The 22,203-nt window shown below is 32.8% G+C and carries 22 protein-coding genes; 15 read left to right on the forward strand and 7 right to left on the reverse strand.

Annotated elements, in window-relative coordinates; genetic code table 11:
* Positions 1–667: 667 nt before the first annotated feature.
* Positions 668–1,660, reverse strand: a complete 993-nt coding sequence (locus tag NFRAN_RS07525; protein WP_134484327.1) for a hypothetical protein — start codon at positions 1,658–1,660, stop codon at positions 668–670.
* A gap of 160 nt (positions 1,661–1,820) precedes the next feature.
* On the opposite strand from NFRAN_RS07525, the gene NFRAN_RS07530 reads away from it, so the two are divergent.
* From NFRAN_RS07530 to tgtA, 4 genes are all read left to right on the forward strand, one after another.
* Positions 1,821–2,003 carry a hypothetical protein gene (locus NFRAN_RS07530; RefSeq protein WP_134484329.1) on the forward strand — a complete coding sequence of 61 codons (183 nt, stop codon included), beginning with the start codon at positions 1,821–1,823 and terminating at the stop codon, positions 2,001–2,003.
* 98 nt (positions 2,004–2,101) lie between these two features.
* On the forward strand, positions 2,102–2,668 hold the full coding sequence (locus tag NFRAN_RS07535) for an adenylate kinase family protein (protein ID WP_232038061.1): 567 nt from the start codon (positions 2,102–2,104) through the stop codon (positions 2,666–2,668).
* Between the two features lie 56 nt (positions 2,669–2,724).
* Positions 2,725–3,138: an Lsm family RNA-binding protein gene (locus NFRAN_RS07540; RefSeq protein ID WP_134484333.1), complete on the forward strand. Its 414-nt coding sequence runs from the start codon at positions 2,725–2,727 to the stop codon at positions 3,136–3,138.
* A gap of 14 nt (positions 3,139–3,152) precedes the next feature.
* The gene (gene tgtA, locus NFRAN_RS07545) at positions 3,153–4,730 is read left to right on the forward strand and encodes a tRNA guanosine(15) transglycosylase TgtA (RefSeq protein ID WP_232037973.1); all 1,578 of its coding nucleotides are present in this window, start codon (positions 3,153–3,155) and stop codon (positions 4,728–4,730) included.
* A 22-nt stretch (positions 4,731–4,752) separates the two neighbouring features.
* Here the strand turns inward: tgtA and psmB are convergent, their stop codons facing one another.
* The gene (gene psmB, locus NFRAN_RS07550) at positions 4,753–5,415 is read right to left on the reverse strand and encodes an archaeal proteasome endopeptidase complex subunit beta (protein WP_134484337.1); all 663 of its coding nucleotides are present in this window, start codon (positions 5,413–5,415) and stop codon (positions 4,753–4,755) included.
* A gap of 95 nt (positions 5,416–5,510) precedes the next feature.
* Between psmB and leuC the strand changes: the two genes are divergently transcribed.
* The 3 genes from leuC to NFRAN_RS07565 all read left to right on the forward strand — a co-directional run bounded on the left by leuC (position 5,511) and on the right by NFRAN_RS07565 (position 8,042).
* A complete protein-coding gene (leuC, locus tag NFRAN_RS07555) occupies positions 5,511–6,926 on the forward strand; it encodes a 3-isopropylmalate dehydratase large subunit (RefSeq protein WP_134484339.1) in 1,416 nt (471 codons plus the stop codon).
* Positions 6,927–6,983: 57 nt separating this feature from the next.
* Positions 6,984–7,586, forward strand: coding sequence for a 3-isopropylmalate dehydratase small subunit (leuD, locus tag NFRAN_RS07560; RefSeq protein ID WP_134484341.1), 603 nt, complete (start codon positions 6,984–6,986; stop codon positions 7,584–7,586).
* 135 nt (positions 7,587–7,721) lie between these two features.
* Positions 7,722–8,042, forward strand: a complete 321-nt coding sequence (locus NFRAN_RS07565) for a hypothetical protein (protein ID WP_134484343.1) — start codon at positions 7,722–7,724, stop codon at positions 8,040–8,042.
* A 31-nt stretch (positions 8,043–8,073) separates the two neighbouring features.
* Here the strand turns inward: NFRAN_RS07565 and NFRAN_RS07570 are convergent, their stop codons facing one another.
* Positions 8,074–8,673, reverse strand: a complete 600-nt coding sequence (locus tag NFRAN_RS07570; RefSeq protein WP_145988053.1) for a hypothetical protein — start codon at positions 8,671–8,673, stop codon at positions 8,074–8,076.
* Positions 8,674–9,464: 791 nt separating this feature from the next.
* Between NFRAN_RS07570 and NFRAN_RS07575 the strand changes: the two genes are divergently transcribed.
* Positions 9,465–10,130, forward strand: a complete 666-nt coding sequence (locus NFRAN_RS07575) for a translation initiation factor IF-6 (protein WP_134484347.1) — start codon at positions 9,465–9,467, stop codon at positions 10,128–10,130.
* Between the two features lie 265 nt (positions 10,131–10,395).
* Here the strand turns inward: NFRAN_RS07575 and NFRAN_RS07580 are convergent, their stop codons facing one another.
* Together NFRAN_RS07580 and NFRAN_RS07585 are read right to left on the reverse strand one after the other, a co-directional pair.
* Positions 10,396–10,752, reverse strand: a complete 357-nt coding sequence (locus NFRAN_RS07580; RefSeq protein ID WP_134484349.1) for a hypothetical protein — start codon at positions 10,750–10,752, stop codon at positions 10,396–10,398.
* A gap of 1,426 nt (positions 10,753–12,178) precedes the next feature.
* Entirely contained in the window at positions 12,179–13,579 is a 1,401-nt protein-coding gene (locus NFRAN_RS07585) for a PQQ-dependent sugar dehydrogenase (protein WP_134484351.1), read from the reverse strand.
* A gap of 473 nt (positions 13,580–14,052) precedes the next feature.
* On the opposite strand from NFRAN_RS07585, the gene NFRAN_RS07590 reads away from it, so the two are divergent.
* The 5 genes from NFRAN_RS07590 to NFRAN_RS07610 all read left to right on the forward strand — a co-directional run bounded on the left by NFRAN_RS07590 (position 14,053) and on the right by NFRAN_RS07610 (position 18,048).
* Positions 14,053–14,508 (forward strand): winged helix-turn-helix transcriptional regulator, encoded by a 456-nt coding sequence (locus NFRAN_RS07590; protein ID WP_232037974.1) that lies wholly within the window; start codon positions 14,053–14,055, stop codon positions 14,506–14,508.
* Between the two features lie 411 nt (positions 14,509–14,919).
* A complete protein-coding gene (locus NFRAN_RS07595; protein ID WP_134484353.1) occupies positions 14,920–16,416 on the forward strand; it encodes an MFS transporter in 1,497 nt (498 codons plus the stop codon).
* Between the two features lie 181 nt (positions 16,417–16,597).
* The gene (locus NFRAN_RS07600) at positions 16,598–17,095 is read left to right on the forward strand and encodes a SixA phosphatase family protein (RefSeq protein WP_172602204.1); all 498 of its coding nucleotides are present in this window, start codon (positions 16,598–16,600) and stop codon (positions 17,093–17,095) included.
* Between the two features lie 497 nt (positions 17,096–17,592).
* On the forward strand, positions 17,593–17,787 hold the full coding sequence (locus NFRAN_RS07605; RefSeq protein WP_134484357.1) for a hypothetical protein: 195 nt from the start codon (positions 17,593–17,595) through the stop codon (positions 17,785–17,787).
* Positions 17,788–17,868: 81 nt separating this feature from the next.
* Positions 17,869–18,048: a hypothetical protein gene (locus NFRAN_RS07610; RefSeq protein WP_172602205.1), complete on the forward strand. Its 180-nt coding sequence runs from the start codon at positions 17,869–17,871 to the stop codon at positions 18,046–18,048.
* Positions 18,049–18,698: 650 nt separating this feature from the next.
* Here NFRAN_RS07610 and tmk (NFRAN_RS07615) read toward each other — a convergent pair.
* Together tmk (NFRAN_RS07615) and tmk (NFRAN_RS07620) are read right to left on the reverse strand one after the other, a co-directional pair.
* Positions 18,699–19,469: a dTMP kinase gene (tmk, locus tag NFRAN_RS07615; RefSeq protein WP_134484361.1), complete on the reverse strand. Its 771-nt coding sequence runs from the start codon at positions 19,467–19,469 to the stop codon at positions 18,699–18,701.
* Between the two features lie 32 nt (positions 19,470–19,501).
* Positions 19,502–20,200 (reverse strand): dTMP kinase, encoded by a 699-nt coding sequence (tmk, locus tag NFRAN_RS07620; RefSeq protein ID WP_197731154.1) that lies wholly within the window; start codon positions 20,198–20,200, stop codon positions 19,502–19,504.
* A gap of 1,239 nt (positions 20,201–21,439) precedes the next feature.
* Between tmk (NFRAN_RS07620) and NFRAN_RS07625 the strand changes: the two genes are divergently transcribed.
* Positions 21,440–21,739: a hypothetical protein gene (locus tag NFRAN_RS07625; protein ID WP_134484363.1), complete on the forward strand. Its 300-nt coding sequence runs from the start codon at positions 21,440–21,442 to the stop codon at positions 21,737–21,739.
* Complete coding sequence (locus NFRAN_RS07630) at positions 21,672–22,052, forward strand: hypothetical protein (protein WP_134483198.1); 381 nt, start codon at positions 21,672–21,674, stop codon at positions 22,050–22,052. The genes NFRAN_RS07625 and NFRAN_RS07630 overlap by 68 nt, the downstream gene beginning before the upstream one ends.
* Positions 22,053–22,203 lie beyond the last annotated feature (151 nt).

Here is a 22,203-nt window from a genome sequence, read left to right on the forward strand (position 1 = left end):
TTGGCAATATTTCTGTCTTTATATAGTAGATGAGATATTGTTAAATTAAATTTATTTCATCATGTTTTTGTATCTATTTGGATATTTTAAAAGTATTCTATTGTTTATATGAATTATCAAGTAGCCATTCTCACGTTAGTCATAATTTGTTTCGATTTAATTTAGCATATTCCATGTTTTTATGGTTATCTTTTTTAAATAGCATTCAGGATCTTTTCATTACTTATTTTAGAACTCCTACAGAAATACTAGGATATTCAACTATTGTTTAAACTTCAAAACCTTTTTAAACATGTTTAAGTAATATATAAACGCACAGTATTCCATAGTCAAATATGTGTGCATATATTGTATATATAAGGTCTTAGGACAAGACAAAATCAAGACCTTATATGATACGATATTATGTGATTAACGAAGGTTGTTTTAAATGTGTGCCGATCCTACATAATAATAGTAATATTTTGTTCTCCATAGCTTTTGGTTTTTGGTAAAAGTTCAGAATAAGAATGATCAAATCATTTCCTTTCATTTCAGGAAATTCAAATTAATCGATTAAAGTTTTCTATCAAATTATTTTATAAATGGTTGTTGGCTTATCTGTGATATTTTTGTATTTAATGCTATAAATTGAGATAATTAGTGATAAACAGATCATTAGGATCTATTAAAGATCCATATCTATTCCACTTTTTCTAAGAGTATCTTCAATTTCATCCATTATATCACGAGAGCTGTCATTATCATCATTTTCTTCATCATCCTTTTCTTCATCTTTGTTGCTGTTGCTCTCCTCCTCCTCAATCTCTTCGTTGCTCTCCTCCTCAATCTCCTCCTCCTCAATCTCCTCTTTATCCTCATTAGTGGCCACCTCAGTCGTATCATCAGCTAGTGTTGCTGCTGTGGTCGGGCTAGTAGTTCCTGTTGCTTGACCAGGGATGGCAGCACAACATACTGGTCCATTTCCTGTATCTTGGTTGAATTGTTGAATTTGAGCTACAGGCTGTATTGCACCTGAGGATGCTAATGTGCTATTTCCTCCGTTAGTTGAATTAGCAGCTGATTCTAACATTAACTCATAGTTTGCCAATTGAGCTTGTGTAAAGTTACTGCCAGTTACATTTACAGAGTAGTAAGCTTGTGATGCTGATTGAGATCCATTTGTACCACCATTGTCAATACCAGCTGCACAGAATATCTTTGATGTTATCTTGTTACTTCCTTCTTTGATAGTTGTATAATTACTTGTAAGTGTATACTGCCAAGTTGAATAATCTTCATTGCCCTGAATTCCTGTTGGTTGTACGTTTTGATATGGCTTTACATTATTGACAATAATTGTCACATCACAATCAGTCGTAGCATTATCCTTTGAAACACCATAGATTATTAATGATTTGTTTGAATTGGTGGGAACCAGGTCATCTTTACCAGGCGAAATTATCTTTATACCTCCTGCAAGTTTATCGGGAGTAGATGTTGATATAGGAGAAGTAGCAGTGGTATCTGGTGTAGTAGGGGAAATAGCTGTCTGGGCACTGTTATTTACAGTCAAAGTATTATTCTGGCCTAATACTTGAAAACCTGTATTATAGTGAATATTTGATAATAATAAGAGTATTAATAGTCCTGAAAAAATTAACCCAACATTTTTTATCATGATTGAAATTCTATTTATAAATATATTAAAGTTTGACAAGATTTTTCTATATCATAAATAGAGAAGTATGACTGAGGAACAATATTGGCAATTGATAATGAACGTACAACTATAAACCATTAACCATAAACTTTAACAATTCCTACATACCATTATCATCGTGGTAGAAAATACCGAAGATAATCAAAAAACTTTGCTAACTTTCTCTAATATCAAGTACTTGGTTGAGGGTTTGGATGCCTTACTTCATACAAATCTTGATGGTGACAAAAGAGCAAAGGTGATAAAGTTAAGAGACGACCTAACTGAATATATAAACAACTTCTTTAATGATTATTCTTAAACTGTTTTAGCTTGGGTAAGTTTGATAGTTGCCTTTTGTTGATTATTGCAATAAGAACAACAATTGAATGAATAAAATGAGGTGGTGGGATCTTGAAAGTGGTAATTACTGGTACGCCAGGTGTAGGCAAACATACCGTTGCCAAATCGCTGTCCACTATCATGGGAAACATACCCATATTGGATATAAATGAAATTATTTTATCTAAATGTCTATTTACCAATTCAGAAGACTACAAAGAGGTGGATATTCAAAAGTCGTGTGAAATTTTAACACTTTTGCTATCAAAGGACGAGTTTCAAAATTCAATAATAATTGGACATCTAGCACCGTATGTTATTAATTCTCAACTGGTTGATTTTGTAGTCGTACTAAGGAGATCGCCATATGAACTACAAAAAATTTATCAGGAGAGGTGTTATTCAGATTCTAAAACTAGGGATAATATTAATGCCGAGATTTTAGGTATTTTATCATATGATGCCTCTGCAAATTTTGACTTTTCAAAACTTTCCGAATTCGAGAATTCGTCCAATTTATTGCCTTCATCAGTTGCCCAAAGCATATATGATATGTGGTTGGATACAAAATCGAGATCATTTGGATTTATCGACTGGATATCATTAATTCAAAGTGATCCGGAAATGCTAAAATATATAAAATGAACTTGTTTTGACTGATTTCATATATATATACCATAAGATACTTATCCTCTTGGATTATGGCTGCTTTAATTTCAAGAAGGTTTGCTGAAGAAAGTGTACAATTTCTAGGAAAAAAGGTTTCAATTGAAACATCTGACAATAAAACTTATTCAGGTATTTTGACTGGTTTTAATGAAAGATTTGATTTAATATTAGATAATGTTGATTCTCAGCAGATTCAAAAACTAATGGTCAATGGCCACTTTGTAAAAGAGGTTAAACTTTTAGAAAGACCTTTCGATTTAAAAGCTCTTTCTGAAAGGTTGTCAAGGGTTTTTCCTGGGCTGGTTAAGATTCGTGAGGATGTAGGTGCTATAATTGTAATGGATAAGATTAAAGTCACGGAGTCTGGAATAGAAGAAGGTTCTGGTTTGGCTGCAACACGTGTGAAAGCCATTTATGACGAATTCCTTAGGGAGTCAAAGAACTAGTCTTGGTATTTGAGGTGAAATGTACTGATCTAGCAGCTCGAATTGGTAAACTGTTTACTCCTCATGGTTATTTTGAAACACCCGCATTTATACCAGTAGTTCACCCAGTCAAACAACAGATAAGTCCTAGTTTTTTAAAATCACTCGGTTTTGAATGTATAATTACCAATGCATATATAACTTTCAAATATTATGGTAATGATGCCCAAAAACAGGGAATCCATAAAATCGTTAATTATGACGGCCCAATAATGACCGACTCTGGGGGCTATCAAGTTTTAGAATATGGTAAGGTAAGTGTTACTCCATCCACAATGGCTCAGTTTGAGATTGATATTGGAAGCGACATACCGGTTCCATTGGATAAACCTACAGGTTATGGTTTGCCTTATAATACGGCCAAGTCTTTTGTACATGAAACAATATCAAATATTGATGAAACTATAGAAGTAATAAAAAAGAACAGATCTGGAGCGTTTGCTGATGACAAGAATGTTCAATCTGATATTAATAATGAATTATCTTCAAAAGGAGAATTATGGGCAGGAACAATTCAAGGTGCTGAACATTTTGATCTGGTAAGGTATTCAGCCTCTATTTTGGAGAAAAAGGGATTTTCATTTTTTGCTATAGGTAGCCCGGTTGAGCTGATGGAAGCTTACGAATTTTCAATATTGGCTAAACTTATAGAAGCAACCAAGTTATCTATTCCAAACAAACCTATTCACTTATTCGGTGCTGGTCATCCCTTAACAATTCCACTTGCGGTTGCATTGGGTTGTGATACATTCGATTCTGCCTCATATATTTTGTATGCGAAAGCCGATAGATACATGAGTTCTTCGGGAACATTAAGACTAGATGATCTTTCATATTTGCCATGTTGTTGTCCGGTTTGTTCTCATTTTACAATTAAAGAGTTAAAGAATGAAGAACCCGATAACCGAACTATTAATCTTGCTAAACACAACTTGTTTATTTTAAAACAGGAAATGGGGTCAGTAAAACAGGCAATTTATGATGGGCGCCTATGGGAATACGTGCTACAAAAAGCCAGATCTCATCCAAAATTGATGGATGCAATTCATGCTATGAAAAACTTTGAATATATACAACAAAATACTCCGATATTCAAACATAAGGCAATTTACTTGTTTGAACCGTTAGATCAGTTCAGACCAGAGTTAACAAACTATCGGAAAATGTTGCTAAACAATTATAGATCAGCATCGAATAGTGATTCATTAATACTTTATCCTGATCAAGGAATAAGACCGTTTTATTCTTCATCGTTGTTAAAAAAACTTTCTATCTCCTTTCCTGATTCCTCGATTTGTCTATATAATCCATTTTTTGGCCTGATCCCTGTTGAAATTTCAGATATTTACCCTGCTTCTCATAATATTATTGTAAAAAGCTTTGATGAATATGACTCCAAAGATTATATCGAATTCTTAAAGTTATTTCATTCATTCTTGAAAAATAATGAATTTAGATCGATTCATATCCTTGCCAACAAGTTCATGAAAAGGTTAATACCTCACTTAAAAATCGCAGATGAAGTTGAGGTGAAAATTGAGGATTTTAGTTAAAATAATGAAAAATTAAAATCTATTAGAATTTGGCACCGACGCTATCTTTAACCTCTTTTGATAATTCCCTGTATCCGTCCTTGTCTATTATCACAACATTTATGCCATCACCTGTTCCAGCATTTCTTCTAATAGCCGCAGCAATTGCTTGGATCGCTACTTTATAGGCCTCATTTACGCTCATTCCTTCTTTGTATTCTGACTCTAGATATCCGTAGGCTACAGGGGAACCACTTCCTGTAGAAATAAACTTCTCAGTTGTCATCGAGCCAAATAAATCTATGTTATAGATCTGTCCTTTTTGTTGGCGAAAATCGAATCCTCCCATGATAATTTGAACATAAAACGGAAAATATCTCTGATTAAATAAAATATTAGAACAAAGTCTTGCAGCAGAGCTAACTGGGATTGGCTCCCTCTTGGATAACCTGTAAATATTAGAGTTATATCTCATTGTATCGACCAGATTCTGAGCATCTGCAACACCACCTGCTATGGTCATCCCTAAGTGATCATCAACCTTTTGTATTTTCATTACATGCCTGTCTGCAATAAATAACCCTGCACTAGCTCTGGTATCAGCAGCTAATACTATGCCATCACTACATGTTAGAGCACAAGTGGTAGTTCCTTTCTTAATTTGATCTAAAATTTGCTGAGGATATCGGTCATCATTAATGTGCATTTATGTAAACTTCTAAAAGACTACATTTAAGCATTGTTAATTCCAAATTAGTTACAAAATAATTATTATATCTCTTTTGTTATTATAAATTATATTTGGCACAAACTCTGTATGATAAGATCTGGGATAATCATGTAGTATATTCTGATGAAAAAAGTGAATTGTCTCTATTATACATTGATAGACATTACATACATGAAGTAACTTCGCCTCAAGCTTTTGATGGCCTTAGGATAAACAAGAGAAAAGTTAGGAGACCTGATCTTACTTTTGCTACAGTAGATCATAACGTTCCTACCACTGATCGATCTTTGCCAATTGTAGATCAAGTCTCGTCATTACAAATAAAAACATTGGAAAATAATTGCAAAGAATTTGGTATATCTCTTTTTGATATGAATGACAAATATCAAGGAATAGTGCATGTGATTGGTCCGGAATTAGGATTGACACTTCCAGGCAGTACAATTGTTTGTGGGGATAGTCATACTTCCACTCATGGAGCCTTTGGATCACTGGCTTTTGGTATAGGTACTAGTGAAGTGGAACACGTATTGGCTACTCAGTGTTTGTGGATGAAAAAATCCAAGAATTTTGAGATAGTCTTGAACGGTGGTTTAAAAAATAAGCATTGTATTTCTTCAAAGGATGTAATATTAAACATTATTAGACAAATAGGAACGTCTGGTGGTTCTGGGTCAGTAATTGAATACAAGGGAGATTACATTTCCTCACTTTCTATGGAAAAACGCATGACTATTTGTAATATGTCTATAGAGGGAGGGGCTAGGGCAGGTCTGATTGCACCTGATGATACTACTTTTGACTATCTACGTGGGAGAATCTTTTCACCAACGAATGAATCATTTGAACAATTGGTACAAGATTGGAAGGACTTGAGATCTGATAATGGAGCAAAATATGATCGAACTTTTTCTATAAACATAGACGATCTTGCTCCACAAGTTACATGGGGTACTAATCCTTCCATGACCGTTGATGTTGATTCAGTGGTTCCTTCTCCAGATGAATATTCTAAGGGAAATGATGAGGAAAAGAAATCTGCAATCAAAGCTCTTCAATATATGGATTTAGAACCGGGTGTACAAATTACTGACATTCATGTAGATAGGGTATTCATAGGTTCGTGTACTAATGCAAGACTAGAGGATTTGATAGAGGCATCAGAGATTGTGAAGGGAAGAAAGGTGTCATCTGCTGTTAAGGCTATGGTCGTTCCAGGATCACAGCAGGTAAAACTTGCGGCAGAAAAGTTGGGGTTGGATAAAATATTTATAAATGCCGGTTTTGAATGGAGAGAACCTGGATGTAGTATGTGTTTAGGAATGAATCCTGATATTCTTCAGGTAGGAGAAAGATGTGCGAGCACATCTAATAGGAATTTTGAGGGACGTCAAGGAGCGGGTGGCCGTACTCATCTGGTCAGTCCAATGATGGCAGCTGCAGCTGCTATTGCTGGTAAATTTGTTGATGTGAGGGAATGGATTTAGCTTATTTAATTCTGTTTGTAAAACATATACTACAAAGTAGGGTAGAGGTGTATTTTGATGGAACCCTTTAGAAATCTTAAGAGTAAGATTGTACCGCTTGATATTGCTAATGTCGATACCGATCAAATAATCCCTAAACAATTTTTGAAACTACTAGGTAAAACAGGATATGGTGAGTATTTGTTTTTTAATTGGCGTTATGATGAACATGGGATTCCAACGAAGAATTTTGTATTAAATTTACCAGAGTATAAGGGAAGACAAATTCTGTTAACACGTGAAAACTTTGGAATAGGCAGCTCAAGAGAACATGCTGTTTGGGCCCTTAAGGATTATGGATTTAAAATTATAATCGGATCTTCTTTTGCAGATATTTTCTATAACAATTGTTTCAAAAATGGTGTCTTGGTTATTAAATTGGACAAAAATATAATTGAGGATTTCTTTTCATCAAAGACAAACGATGACTTTTACATCGACTTGAGACAACAACAAATAAGGATCAATTCAAGTATTTATTCCTTTGAAATAGACTCAACAATAAAAGAATCATTGGAAAGTGGAGCTGATGAAATATCAAAAACCCTGCAATTCGAGAGCTATATTAAAAAATATGAGGAAGAAAAGGCAATTAAACTTCAGCCTAACTCGATATTATAAACATTTAGATGAATTGTTATTATAGTTAATTTAATAATATTCCACCAAGCAAAAATAAAGGCTAAAATCTAATTAAATTTGATATTATATTAATTGAAGAGTTTCTTATAAGATATAAAATACTGCTTTTAAGATATGAAAATAGTTACATTAAATTTGTACGTATTTCTTGTAATATTAGCTTTGATTACCGTAGGTCTTAGTATGCCACAAATAACTACACCGTCATTTGCAAATGTTTTTGATTCCAAAAACGTGTACTCAATTTCTACCGTGGATGAAAATCATCCAGTAAATACGTTTGTTTGGTCATCATTGCCTTCTTCAATCTCTTCGTCAGCTTCTTCTTCTCTGTCTTCTTCCAACATGGCTGAGATGTCCGACATCTTGACAGCAAGCTTTACTAATATTATAGATACCCAAATTTATACCGGGTTGGATCAAATAAGCAACTAAGTAGCAGACGACTACATACATATTATTTTTTCTAGTTTGTCAGTCTAATATTCCTTAGTACTTTATCAAATATAGTAACGTAATTGTCAAATTGATCTTGTTCAGCCAGAAGCGAAAATATGTAAATATCGTTCTCAGTAGTCAGAAATACTTGTTTAGTTTTAAAAGATAGACCTGAGTCTTTGAAGCTATATATTATGCTCTCAGCGGAGATCTTGAGGTCATCCATAATTATGGAAGATTGGTTTTCAAAACTAAATTCATTGTATTGCGCATCTAACTTCTCTACAATGTCCCGTGTATCAGTACTATCTGTTAGTGAGATATTGCCTGTACGATTTTGAATACTAAAGACTATGTTTTCTTGAAATAAATCGTTAGGACCTTCTTTGGGAGATAGAAATACAACATTATCAACAGTCTGATTTGCTTGCCTTAATCTATCTTCTGTAATTTGCCAACTAGAAGGGATTTTAGTAGTAAAATTACTTTTATTATTGCTACTGCTATTGCTAGTGTAATCGATCCAATCTGTATCTTGTGCTAATACATTATTATTAAAGGAAAGAAAGAGAAAAGAATCCATCACATCGGGTCTTTCGGAATTTGTATTTTCAATTACGCTTACCAATATAAAAATAAGTAAAAGACAGGGTAACAAAATGATTAATGTTGAATTGGCCTCCTTTAACAATTGCATAATACAACTGTTGTTCTGTTATAATTAGTAGTTTATTACGTTTCTCATAGCTCTTTTTTGTCCATCTTTAGCAGATTTCTTGCGTAGTAGTCTCAACAAGATTTTATTATAGTAACATCGATTACAAAGGTTAAACTTGATATTTTGAGTTGAGTAATATCCTAAAATATCCAACAAATAAAACCGGATATTATAACTCATGTAGTACCTTACCGAATGTCACTAGTATTTATTAGTAATTTAGTCTATTAGACGCTATTTATCATTTCATGAATAATTAGTATCGGATGCCTAACCGCAGGACGAAAGTAGTTTTGAAGCTGGTAAAATAATAAGACCTTTTTGAAAGAATTTGTTAAATACAATGCCCTAATCTTTGTTCTAAATTATACGCAGTAACGAGGTAATGTGTTTCATGCTCCATTCAAATAATTCATTCACTTTATTCATATATAATGAAGCCATCTACGCGGTTATCTGATTCCAAAATAAACAAGGCAATGTCTGTTCATCTGAAATGCCAGAGGTGACCGCGGATAAAGAAACAAAAGGGTGATATGGCTATATTGTCTGTGCCAAGACCTGGCTTGATTTGGGAACTACAGGTTATTGAAATATTGTATTTACAACGGGTTATAGTGAAAAGATAAACTAATACCTTGTGTTTATTCATAGATCTAATCAATAGGTTCATATGATAATCTACACTAGTTCTATGTTATTTGGGTATTTTCCGATACGACTTATATAAAAGTCCTAATGTAGGTATATTTGCTAAATCAAATGATAAATTAGTACTACTTCCTCATGGATATGCGGAGACCAAGATCAAAAAAATTACCGAAATTCTAGATGTTGAACCACTTTTTGTTTCTATAGCTGGAAATAGGATAATTGGTCCTATGGTGGTATTAAATAACAATGGGATGATACTTCCCTCTACTGCATCTGATGACGAACTCGTTTATCTTAAACGCCTCACAGGATTAAACGTCACCAAGCTTGATTCGAAATACACTGCAGTAGGTAATCTGATCTCAAGTAATGATAAAGGCGCTATAGTGTCTCCTTTATTCAAGAATGAGCTCGATAAACAGATCAGTGATGTTTTAGGGGTTGAAGTTCATACAATGTCAATAGCTGATCTTAACCAAACAGGCTCGATAGTTGTATCTACAAATAATGGTGCTGCCGTACATCCTCGGGCCACGGAAGAAGAAGTAGAAATTATCTCCTCCGTCTTAAAAGTAGAAGTTGAGCCTTTAACCATAAATGGCGGAATTCCATATTTATCATCAGGAATGATTTGGAATTCAAAATCTTTAATTGTAGGAAGTTTAACAACGGGACCCGAATTGATCATGCTCAGTAGAGCTTTTAAAATGTAGTAGAGACTTTACATCAAATATTATTTAATATAATATATAGAGGCAAAATTAATTATTTAATTAGGCTTTAAACTCATAATAAACTCTTCTATTTATTTGACGAGAAAGAAAAAAGACCAATATTACATGCGCATCTACATTCTTTCACATTATTAATAAACAATACTTGTTTATATCACATATTATAATATTTGGTAATATCTTAAGATTATAGTTACTCTGTTGGAAAAATATTTTACAATATTCTTTTCATTATTTTACCTAACTAATTGTTGATTTTTTTTAAAGTTTTCAGAATATTTTTTGATGCCTTTTTAATTCCTTTTAATTCTTTTAAGACTTGTTTCTCATAGTAGGATAACTGATCCTTGTCTCTATTTTCTTTTTTGTCTTTATTTAGATTATCTAACTTTAGGGGTAGCATTTCAATACTTTTGTTCTTTGTAGAATCAGCGGTTTTATCTATTGTCGAAGTTGTTTGACTTACAGTTGACTTTGATGCCGGGGAACCGACTGATGAAGTCTTTCTAGAATTCTTTGTAGAATCAGCGGTATCACTCTTGTTATCTTTTTTGCTCTTGGACTCTGTCGATCTTTTGGTAATATTACTATTGTTTATCATGACAATTGTATCATACATTCATAATAAATATTTTGATTATCCTCGAGCAACGGCTAGTTTCGTAATCTAAAATATTGGATATGACTCACAGAATTATGGTATAATGAAGCTGATATTTGCTTTCTACATGCAAAATGACTATAAATTATACACAATATACAATCACGACTCACCACGAATACTTAATTACAACATTGATAAACTAGGTGAGTTAAGAAATAGTTATAAAAAGATTTATCTAAATTATGAAACTTACAAAATGAGCTGTATGAATAAAAGCATGTCGCAATCAATAATACTAATACGTTGATAGTATTAGTAGCTTGGAGAAATTATTTGAAAAGTTGAGTCTTGGTAACGTTAATAATCTTGTCACAATTGAATGTACGTTTCCTTAAAATCCTTACTCATATTATACCTTATGTTACAGTATCCTCTGTCATATTTTTCTACCGTCAATTCTTTTTGAATAAGTTACCATATCCGTTAACATAAATGTTAAGTACACCAGAGCAGGATTGTTTAACCTTTATCTACAGGTGCTTCATAATTGGTCATCTAATTCAAACTTTTAACGAGAGGTATAACTAAATACCACCTGATCTACGGAAATTTCAATTTCCTTTACTAAAACCGACGAAGGTGCTAAATCAATAATATGTTTTCTATTACAACTGTTAAATATTCAATCTTACCTGTCTTTTCGAACTTAGTCTCATGTCCATGTTTATCTATAAAGGTCCTTTCTTGGTTATACCATAAAATAGAACTTATATTGGTAATACTGTTGGATTTTTACTATTATTATCTTATCATACTATAAAGCCTAATGATATCCTGATAAACTATCTGTTCTCTTTAGTTAGCGTGAGTACTTTTATAATATCTTTTCATAATTGCTATTACTTGTAGTTTCGGGGGCTGCATGATACTCTTTTTTGGATTATTTTGTTATTTGTTTGAAAAGATGACAAACTCAAAGTTTTAAATATCTTCGATCTTATGTTCGTAAATTGTCATATTGATCTAGTAGGCACTTTAGTTAGCTCAAAAGCTAAATTTCTAAACTCGAAAATAATTTGTGAAGATGTACTCATGTCGATTTTCCTGTAGATCAATACCCCGGCAGTAAAAGGGTGTCCATGCATCTACGTCAACAGTAGTGATTTGTATATATTCTGGTGTTGTTACCATATTAGTTTGAAGAATAACTGATTTTTAATAATATTGTTCTTGAAATAGTATTTACATACGAAATAATTCTAAAAAATGATATATAGAATGGTAAATTTTAATGAAATTCTATCATGACTAGGGTGACCTTTGACTAAGACGAAACAAAATCTTACTCAGTCAATCATTTATTTGTTTCAGTGGATAAGAAAATAGTCTGACAAATAAGGTAAATATTACCTCCAAAACATAATTACTCTAACACATTGACTGCTTCCGTATTGCTTGATATTTTGTAAAGTGCGCCTTCACCTGCATTTGCCCTGCTGTAAGTTAGTATGTAAAGATCACCATCCGGACCTGTTTCTAAATCCGTTATTCCTTTAAATCCACTGCCAAATGTTATGGAAGAAATTTCATCTTCAGTTGATACAACCAAATCGTTTGCTATGTCTGGATTATTATCAAATTCCAGGCCATTTCTATTCTCATTTACTACAAAGAAGAATATGTTTCCTCGAGTAATGTCCCCTACAAATATATTGTTTTCATATTTCTGACCTAAACCATTTGATTTAAAAAATTCTATATCTGTGACGCCTCTTGATTGTTCCCAACTTAAAAGTGGATCGGCATATTTTGATCCTTGAAATGCAACCAAATCATTTTCTGTAATACCTGTTGAGCTTGCTATTGGTCCCATAACTAATTTCCATCCGCTATTGAATCCCGGTTCCACAAGGTTTATTTCATCATAGAGATTCTCACCGTTTTCTGTATTCCATAATTTACCTGTTATAGGATCAAAATCTATACCAAAACTGTTTCTTATTCCATAAGCATAGTATTTTGCCAAAGAGTTGCCATTGGTGTCGTCATTGTCTCCTATTCCTATAAACGGATTATTCGCTGATGGTGAGCCATCTACAGGATTTACTCTAAAAATAACGCCACTATCGTCTGGTGCTGGTCCATCATTAATGTTTTGTAATTGCCCTTCTCTTTGGAGTTCACCTACTATAACATATAGTTGGTTATCAGGACCGATCTTGACTTTTCCTCCTTGGTGATTTGTTCCTGGACCTGCTGGCAAATCCAAAATAATCTTTGGATTTGAAAGAGATTCTCCATCCCACTTGAATTTATACACTCTATTTCTTAATTCATCACTACTTGATACACTATCGGTTTCCGGTATTTCTTGATCTAATTGAGTACCTGTTTCAGTAACAAAAAGAAATACATCGGATTCCCCTGTTTGATTAGTTCTAGAGCTAGTACCATCTAAAATATTATTGTTAGTTGCTATGCCCAAAAGACCTCTTTCATTTTTGCTGTTAACATTTTTTAATTGCAAAATTGGTTGCAACATAGTTGGATTACTAAGGTCTAATTTTGAGATACTGCCCTCCTTATGAGTTAACAAAATCGAAGTATCTGACAGAAATGCCATGCTAGTTGGAGATTGCAATCCATCCATTACAAGATCTAATTTTAACGATGGATCATTAATCGACGGCAGTTCTTGTGAAAAAGCAGCAGTTATGTGATTGCCAAAATAGCTAATCGCTATAACTGCTAATGAAATAAGGAGATAATTTAAAGTCAGGTATTTATTGACTGAATTTTTAGAGTAATGTGCAATCCAGGCCATTTAATTAATTCTAATTAACTATGATATTATTAATATGTTGTAGCAGTGTAAACGCAAAGATGGATGAGTTAGATCATCATTGTTATTCACCTAAAGATATCTGAATAATTCATGGGAACAGGAAAATAAATGTAATTAAAAGCAATATAACTTGCTATAACTTTGGTTAGGTTCGGGATAAAAGAATTTTATTATTTTATGATTTAATCCGAAATTCATGATAAGAATTAGTTGATTTACGTTATACACCTACCTGCTGCCTATTACCATGAAGAAATTAAATCTTGCATGATATCTATCGACTTGAGTAGGAGAAGATAAGCAAAAGAACTTTATAATCCATGTATATTCTACATCCGCATCGCATGATAATCAAGTATCAATGTACTCACTTTGTGTAACTAACTATACTTAGGTAACTATATAAACTACTATTACCAATTAGTAATTAGATATAGGATAGTAAAGTTAAGTTGATAGCGTACTATAACTCTGAAGTCGACAAGGAAAAAGGAGGAGATTATAATTATCCAAAATTAGTTGAAAATATGGAAGTCAAATGTTGTCCTGTTTTTAATACCTTTAATATAATCGGTAAAAAATTTTCAATGTTGATTTTGCGTAATATGATTTATAATAAACAGACACGATTTAACGAGTTTCTTAACTCCATAGAGGAGATCAATCCAAAGACACTCTCAATCCGGCTAAAAGAAATGGAGAGGAATGGCCTCATAAAGCGTCAAGTATATCATGAAACCCCAATCAGAGTAGAATATCATCTTACACAAAAAGGTAAAGAACTACAACCCATCCTGGAGCAAATGGCATTATTCTCAGTCAAGTATTGTAGTGATCAGATATTTGATAACCCTGACCCTCTTAAAATTGAAAAAATAACTTCCAAATCACTTAGAAAGTATATGTAGCGACAGTATAGGCAGAAATACATACATACTTTAACTTTTAATTTCTATTACCTCACGGAGTTTTGATCATTGTTTAATTGATAATTTATACTAGAAATCGGTCTGAAGAATAATTCTAGATCACTCCTAATATGTTATTTTATTTAAATCCTTGCTATTGAAAAGAGAAAGGATTTTTACTTGCGATCGATAATTCCTGTTCTTGACCCTTGATCCTCTGTATCAATATTCTTAAATACGAATATATGTACATTGATATGGCTATCTATTCCATTTAGAGTGTGTAAAATAGCATGATGTGTATCTCTTTTGGGTATCATTGTTGACATTTATTTCACTAACTTACCAAAAGTTTACTTACTAATTTATATACTTACCTAAGTATAGTTAATAACATAAGGAAAGTTTCATATGGTAAAAAATAGACCTAAAAAAAATGAATTGATCAATGAACCGACTACTGTTAGTCGCCATGCATGGTTTACATTAGCAATATTAAGTAGCACACTTTTGACAGTCTTCTTTTCAGAGACTATGCTCTTGCCTGCATTACCTGATATAATAAACGAATTTAATATTTCCTATGGAACTGCTGCTTGGATCTTTAGTGCCTATCTTATCGTTGCGGCAGTAATGACTCCTGTTGCAGGCAGATTGTCTGATCTATATGGCAAGAAGAAGATACTATTAATCATGTTAGGAACTTATATAGTTGGTCTAGCAATGGGAGGGTTTGCAGATAATATTGTATTGTTACTGGTAAGTAGAGTAATCCAAGGGGTAGGATTAGCCGCTATTCCAGCAGCTTTTAGTCTCCTTAGGGATACTTTCCCACCAGCAAAGCTATCTATCGCGGTAGGTTTATTTGGATCTGCATACTCTGCGGGTTCTGTAGTGGGATTGTTTGTAGGTGCTAGTATAATTCAATCATTTGGATGGCACGCAACCTTCTTGGCTATAGTGCCTTTCACTGCACTAGTAACACTATTAATAATTAGATTTGTCACGGAAAGCGCTATTTTAGAAGATGGATCAGCTTTGAAAGATATCAAACATTCGGAATCAAACACAAATAGAAAATCTCTTACTATCGATTTGAAAGGAGTATTATCTCTGTCCGCTACTATTTCATTCTTCCTGCTTGCACTTACAATAATTCAAATTGGTGTAAGTATTAATAATTTGCAGGTGATTGTCGGAGCATTTGCATTATCTGCTATTTCGTTATCCTTTTTTATTACAATCGAAAGGAGAATGAAGAATCCCTTTGTAAATCTCAAGTTATTAAAGAATAGGATATTGTTACCATCATATATCATATTAATAGCGACTGGAATTACAATGTTTATGATGTATCCCACAATTGTTCAATTAGTAAGATCTCCAAATCCTTTAGGATTTGGAGGAAGCTCAGTTGATGCTGCAAATGTACAACTTCCCTTTATGATTAGTTTCTTAGTGTTTGCTAGCATTACACCATTCATCATAAATAAAATAGGTGGCTTGAAACCGATCATCATAGGCGGTATAGTGAGCATAACAGGTGCATTAGGCTTATTGGCATTTCATGCAACAGAATTTTCTGTGTCAATAAATCTTGCTATATTGGCAAGTGGGCTTTCTCTTATTATGACTTCGTCTTGGAACTTGGTAGTATCATTATCTCCTAAAGAATACGCTGGTATCTCGGTAGGTGTGGGTGCATTACTACTTTTTATTGGTATGGCAATAGGACCTGCATTAGCAGGAGTATATATGGCGAATCATGAAACAATAGACGGAATCCAAGGATCATATCCATCAAGTAATTCATACAACCTTGTATTTCTCACTGCGGGAGCTCTTTCTACAGTGACCATTGTATTTTCGTTACTCCTAAAAAGAGCATTGTCTTTAAGGAACGCATAATGCAAGTGAAAATTTATGATCTAGGTGGTCAAGACTTTCCACATCTTTTCGTAAATTCCCATGTCAATAGCGTGGAAATTCGAATTGATACTATCTTTTTTTTGTTCAAATTCAAATTATGAGTTTATAAATGCAAGTACTTTTTAATTTGTTTTCTCTAATTTTATCGTGCATGTAAGTGATGATAGAAAAAATCAAGATATTGCTATTACTTAGACATGCAAAATCTAGTTGGAAAAATAAGGAACTAGATGATCACGATAGACCGTTAAACAAAAGAGGCAAAATGGAGGCAATCAAAATGGGAGAGTATTTAAAAAAAACAAATTTAATACCTGATGTAATTGTAACCTCCTCTGCACTTAGAGCCTTAGATACAACTACACTTGTTTGTAGACATTCTGATTATAAAAAACTAGTCGAGGTCAATTTTACACTTCATAAAGGTGGTATCGATTCTTATATTAAAGCCATAGCTGAAACTCCTCAGGATAAAGATGTCCTAATGTTAGTTGGGCACAATCCGGTCTTAGAAGAATTGGTAACTATGCTAACAAATAGTTCTATCAACATTTCTACATGTACAATGGTCCAAATAAACTTGTACGTGACAAATTGGAAAAATATTGTATCTCAATACATATTTAGGTCTGAAATAGTGAAAATTTGGAAACCTTGATTTTGAATGTCGTTATTCATTTAGCAATTTTTTTAAATACAACATTTCCGAATATTCAAAAAAAGTCCAATGATCATATACATGATAGTTGGTTCTATCTTTGATGTCCTCTCTTTCAACCTCGACATGTGTCCTTGAGTAAACAATTTCTTATTGTTGTTGTTAAAGACCTTTAATCTTTGCATGATTCAAATAACATCATACCGGAGTTTCTATAATATTGAAGTATCTTTACGTCCAGTACGATCACGATACTTTTATAGATAATGCATTAAAAGCTTTGACAGAGTTTATAATAGGCTAGCCAAGTATCTGCATAATCCAACGAAAGAAAATATCCACCAAATGAGAACATCTTTTCGCAGACTTGAAGCCATATATAGGTCAAGTCCTAAGGAAATTCGGAAAAAAAGGATATTAAAGCTTTTGTCAAAATGGGTAAAAAACTATTTAGAATTAATAGTTGGTTTAGAGATGTTGATATAATTCTAGAGTAATTGAAAGTTGAAGAATTAATTTCTCAACATAAAAGAGAATTGATTGAAAAGCCCCTTAGACAAGAACAGCAAAATAAAATTAAAGAAGCCAAAGGCGCAGCATTAGATTTGGAAAATAACATTGTTTCCAGTATTTATGATCAAAATATGCTAAAAAGGAAATTAAAGAACAAATCAAGAAAAATAGAGAGATAACAAATGGAGATGTGAATCTCAATGCTAAGACTACTGCACTTTAATTATCTAATATTGAAATATCTTGAGAAAATTCAGGAAATGTTGGACAATATACACGATTATGACATCAGGATTGATCATTTAAAGAGTAACCAGATATTAAGCGGGCTCGCATTAACAAGTGTTTTAACAGAAATGGAGGAAAAAAGAAACCTGAAATTTGATCAATTTGTTAATTACATTAGATCAATGCGTATAGACACAAACGATACATCTTAGAGTGGAAATATTATATAATGAGTATGTTCATTGTATGGACTAATGTAATGATCTTGGTAAATGTAAGTGGGTGTGTTTTCCCTCCGACTGAATGATGTTTCTAAAATTCTACCCAATTAAATAAGGAATAAGAAAATTCTTCAAAATAAGTGACTGATCATTTTATGAGGGGAATAGCCGCTAAATTTAACTTGATGACTTAAACCATTCTACAAATTGAATACACTTGAATTATGAGGATCTCATGGTGACAATTGCTACACTTTCCTAGATAAAATAGTTATTATATTTTTGATTAAACCAATCCATTTACGATTTTCTCTCATTGACATCCAATATCATTATTATTCCTTTATTTATGACTAATTGTTCACAGTATTCAGGATTTATCTACTGGTCTAAAAAGTTGTTATGTTCATTTGTTGGATATTTTAGAATCTGACTTGTTTATGAATTTTTCTAGGTAGGTTTAGCGATGTCATATTTTATAATAATACATTCATTGTGTAATTACATGTATGAACATAGGATGGAACCGCCTATCTCTATCTGACAATAATTCTTACTCATGATTGTAACAACATAATGGTAAATTAACGCAGTGTGATCAGAATATTCCATCTAATCATGCAATGCTATTACAAAATTATTTAACTGACCATACTGTCTGTACTCTGATTCAGAAACTCGTTTATTTTTGTTTGAATCTCTTCATAAATGTCATTAATCCCTTTATCTCCATCAATGTTAATTAAACCATATTTTTTTTGCATAATACTAAATTCCTTTTTTAATAAGTATTGATACTTTATAAATGAATCAAAGATATCAGATGATATGCCAAGATCCGCTCCCGACTCATAATAGTCCAGAGCCTTGTTTTTCTTAAATACTCTGTGAATTAAATTATAGGGATCAACATTCAGATAAAAAATGAGGTCAGGCTTTATTGCAAAACTATGCAACTGATGCAGCCAATTTTTGTCAATTCCTCTAACTGAGCTTCTTGCAATTAGAGTGTAGATATATCTGTCCGAAATTACGACAAAACCTGCTTTTAAGGCTGGGATGATTTTGTTTTCTAACTGATCAGCAAAATCGGCTGCATAATACAGTGCCATTGTTCTCCTGCCTACATAGTTTCTTTTCGCTTCTATAATTCCCTTTGAAATCAGATCTGATCTTTTTAAACCTGTATTAACTACGGCATGACCATCGGCTTCTAATTTTTCTGTTATTTTTTGAATCTGAGTGCTCCTGCCAGAGGCATCGGGTCCCTCTATTACAATAAAAGATCCGCTAATTTCGATATCTTTTAAGTATTTTATACCTGTACTTCCTATAAACCTGATTTTCTTATTAACCTTCTTGTGATTACTCTGCAAAATGCTACTATTATTAATTGTTGTTTTTGAGGACATTTTATTTTTACCTTGTTCGCAATTCAGCAATTTTACAAAATGCCTCTCTGCAATTTGTTTTTCGTTTTAATAACTTGTAACACATTCCTTCGTACTATATTTTGTTGTTTTTCTATTTCAAGCGTTCCGTCAATAACCACAAAGTTTTCGTCATTTATCATGGATTCATATTCGTCTACAATTCTACTCTGAAATATATGATAACTTTCGTATTCATCTTTACTTAATCCTAGGTCCATTCCTGCCTCGTAGTGTTTTAATTTGGGTCGACCTGAAATGATCCTGTTTACTGCGATTTCAATAGGTACTCTAAAATAGAACGTTAAATCTGGTTTCCGGGCATATTTATACATATTTTTTACCCACGATTTGTCGCATCCTCTAACCGTATCTCGAGCTAATGCAGTATAAATATACCTATCTGCAAGAACAATGTATCCTGCCCTTAACAAAGGATAAATATTCTTTTCATACCTATCTGCAAAATCTGTTGAATGCAGGAGTGAAAATGTCATGGGAGTTAATCTTGCTTTCTTCTTGCCCTTAGATGTTATTTCTCTTACTGTTTCTGATGAATTCCATTCTGTAAAAAAGACATCGTATCCCTTTGATTGGAGCCATCTATCAACCAAATGAATCTGTGTTGACTTTCCAGATCCATCTATACCTTCAACGACGATTAGAATGCCGGTTTCATTTTTTTTTCCATTACTTTTTTTCGATATCTGCAATATAAATCACCATTTATTTTCGACAAATAAATCGTAAACAACAAAATAATTATAGGTTTCATTCGATTCTCCAATAATTTGAATTTCAGTGTTTTTGATAAATAAGATTTTATGACATATAGGATATTTTTTAAACGAATTTTTTCGCGACCTATAGTTTAATTATATTATTATTAGTATTGATTGTTGTAATTTTTTCTAACCCGAGGTTGGGTTTTTTGATGGTATTGTAAGAAATTTTTATCCCGCTATCGATAAGTTCTGAAAGAGTAGTTGCAAGATAAAAACAAAGAATTTAAGTTTTAGAAAACAATGATAGTATCCATTATAATTGATTACACGTTTGGTCTCCTTATAACCATTCAAGAATGCTAATGAATGGTCATTGTATAACCTAGATGGAAAAAGAGTAAACGTATAGTCAATGATCCGACTTTAAATCTATCTTGGTACTCTATATAGTGATATTATGGGGCAAGTCAGACCATAACCTTGGTTTTTCACGCCGATAAACTCGTACCTCTCAGACATCCCATTTCTCTATGAACACTGGAAGTAGACTTTTATAGAATATGTTTATTAGAGTTTGTATTTGTATTTTTCAGGTTTCAATGATGTGGGTTTCATAAATGATTTAATATTTTATGAATAGAAACCATTTTTGTTTCTGAAACTGGGTTCGAATATTCTATGACTTTAAGGAATATTCTCAAAGAAAAGGAAGATTGTAGATTTATTGTTGAAGAGACATTAATTGAGATGGACTCGATACATTTGCATATAGGCTACCATAGAACCAAAAAAATAGCAACTTCTCATCATAACAATTTCAAAATAAAGAAACATGTTTGTAGATGAATGATATTTTTCAAGGATTGATCAGGAAGATTAAAAAACATCAGTATATACTGACAGGGGAACCTGACATCAATGACTTTCGGTTTTGAAGTCTAAACATCATATCCATTCTCCGTATCAGAAAAGAATGATCGGAAGAACCATTCAATATATTAGAGACATGACTGAATACTTTTACATTGCTTTCCTTGCAAGAATAGGAACCGTAAACTATAGTTGTATGAAACTGGTCGAATCTGTTTGTGGATTGTCGTGACGGTGAATTAAAGTTGTTTCAACGAACAGAGACATACTTCTATCTGTATTTAAGTCTCTGATCAGTTGAACAGGCTCTGTTCAGTTAACGATAAGCCTATAGCTTGAAAGCATTCCATTTCTTTTATGCTTACTAGAAACAGAACGCCTTCAAAGTATGTATGTTATGGGTTGCATTTGTACTTTTCAGGTTTATCTTTAAGAAAAGCCTCGGAAAGATTATCTCAGATATACAAGAGAAATCACGTTTCCATTTGGAATTGGATTCAAAAGTACAAGCCTCAAAAGCTGAAGTCAACTAGAAGAAGAGTTCTAGAGTATATAATAGATGAGACCATGTTGAAGGTGGGATCAGAGTTTGTCTGGCTCTGGGTTGCAACTGAACCAGACAGAAAACAGGCAAATTCTCGCACTGTCTATCTCTAAAGAAAGAAACATGTTTGTAGCTGAAAGATTCATTTCAGATTTAGTCAAGATTCATGGAATTCATCCAGTTTCGACTGATGATGGAGGTACTTGGTATCCAATGGCCTGTAGATTCTTAAATCTCGATCATCACATTCATTCCTCTCTGGAGAAAAGTCTGATTGAAAGAAAGATGCAATACATAAAGGATAGAACCGAAAGTTTCGATGACTACTTTCCTTGTAGAATAAAGAATTGCAAGTTAAAGCATGTACGGAATTGGCTGCGGCTCTTTGTAGACTATCATAACAATGAAATAAAACATATTAAGTGAACAGAGCCGTTGAACATCTATTATAACTTTTATCTGTTACTATCTTAATACATAGGAAAATTCGCATTTTTTGATTATGTTAAAATTGGATTTAGCTTTTCTTAAGTATACTATATATGATAGATTAACTTGTTCTATATAGTTTATGCAT

It is taken from the genome of Candidatus Nitrosocosmicus franklandus, from assembly GCF_900696045.1.
Classification (GTDB): Archaea; Thermoproteota; Nitrososphaeria; order Nitrososphaerales; family Nitrososphaeraceae; genus Nitrosocosmicus; species Nitrosocosmicus franklandus_A.